Source organism: Mongoliitalea sp., from assembly GCF_054166905.1.
In genome coordinates this window covers 1-1,583 of the sequence record NZ_JBSZCK010000025.1, presented here as the reverse complement: position 1 = coordinate 1,583, position 1,583 = coordinate 1, and the positions used below count along the sequence as shown (strand labels likewise).

The following is a 1,583-nucleotide window of genomic DNA, read 5'->3' as shown; positions in this document are numbered from 1 at the left end:
TTAATAGACGTACCCATTGCAGAACCTCAAGAGCCAGAAATTTTTGATCTGGTAGAAGATGCGCCCGAGTTTGTCGGTGGGATGGATGCCCTCAATGCCTTCCTTTCAGCCAACCTTAAGTATCCTCAGCAAGCAAAAGATTTGGGTATAGAGGGTACCGTCTATGTAATGTTTGAAGTCCATGCTGACGGTAAAGTCAAAAATCATGAATTACTTCGCGGTATCGGAGGAGGCTGCGATGAAGAAGCTTTACGGGTAGTACAGATGCTTCCAGACTGGATTCCAGGCAAACAAAAAGGCGAAGAAGTTGCTGTACGCATGCGACTTCCGATTAAGTTTAAGTTGAGTTCATAGGTAGGCAAGACTGCATAACCGTGCTGTTTTGTTTGTCAGCATTAAGATAATTGCCTTCAGTTGCTGAATGAAATCCCAATCCTGTGTGCTTGAAACATGGGGTTGGGATTTTTTTTGTTGAGGGAATGGAATGGAATTTTTCGAATTTTTTAAAACTTCGTTTAACGCTTATTTATAAAAATCGACACTTTTGGGCTTTCAAAGAGGCAATTATCAACGCCTTAGCCCATCGGGATTACTACAATAAGGGAGCCAAGATTACCATTGAGCTGTTCGATGATCGGGTAGAGATAAGTAATCCCGGAGGTTTAAAAAGTGCTATTACCCCAAGTGAGTTTGGTACAAAAAGCCATAGCAGAAACCCCTTAATATTTGGATTGTTTGTGCGCATTGATTTGGTAGAGCAGGTTGGTTCAGGTATAGGCCGAATGAAAGAAACGATGACAGCAACCGATCTTCCGGAACCTGTTTTCAAAACAGATGGGATTTTCACTGTGGTATTCAGAAGGACTGTGGAGAAAACTGTGGAAGAAACTGTGGAAGAAACTGTGGAAGAAACTGTGGAGAAAATTTTAAAAGCTATGAAAGAAAGACCAAAAATCACGGCAAAAGAATTACAGACTTTAACAGGCTTGTCTAGGAGAGGTGTTGAATATCAATTGGATAAGCTGAAAAATGAAAAAATTATTGAAAGGATTGGCCCTACTAAAGGTGGGGAATGGAAAGTCCTTACAACAAAATAAGTTGCCTGTGATAAATACTTGAACTTTGGTAAGATTAAAGGAAAATCGGAAAAAGTTCGGGAAAAAGTTCGGGTGCAGATTGGAAAAAAGTAAAGCTCAGGATCCAACAAAACTCAGAAACTAAACTAGGGAAAAGTGCCTTGAAGATTTTGGAAATGGTATATCATTCCTCAGATGTCACTATTCCGGAAATGGCCGCATCAATCAAAATTACAGAAAGAGCAATTGAAAAAAATATCCAGAAATTAAAAGAATTTGACTTGTTAGAAAGAAAAGAAGGAAAAAAGGGAGGGTTTTGGAAGTTGAAAATTGAAACTGATTAAAAATAAGCGCTTTAATAGTAATAAAGAGGAAGCCGTAGAAATAGTCGAATTAATAGACGTACCCATTGCAGAACCTCAAGAGCCAGAAATTTTTGATCTGGTAGAAGATGCGCCCGAGTTTGTCGGTGGGATGGATGCCCTCAATGCCTTCCTTTCAGCCAAC

Annotated in this window: 2 protein-coding genes; both read left to right on the top strand. The window is 39.7% G+C overall.

Going from position 1 to position 1,583, the window contains the following annotated elements; translation table 11 throughout:
* Positions 1 to 354, top strand: a 354-nt coding sequence (locus ACXIUD_RS08915; RefSeq protein ID WP_458052279.1) for an energy transducer TonB, incomplete at its 5' end; no start/stop codon positions are given.
* An 83-nt stretch (positions 355 to 437) separates the two neighbouring features.
* Positions 438 to 1,097 (top strand): ATP-binding protein, encoded by a 660-nt coding sequence (locus ACXIUD_RS08910; RefSeq protein WP_458052278.1) that lies wholly within the window; start codon positions 438 to 440, stop codon positions 1,095 to 1,097.
* The last annotated feature ends 486 nt before the right edge of the window (positions 1,098 to 1,583 follow it).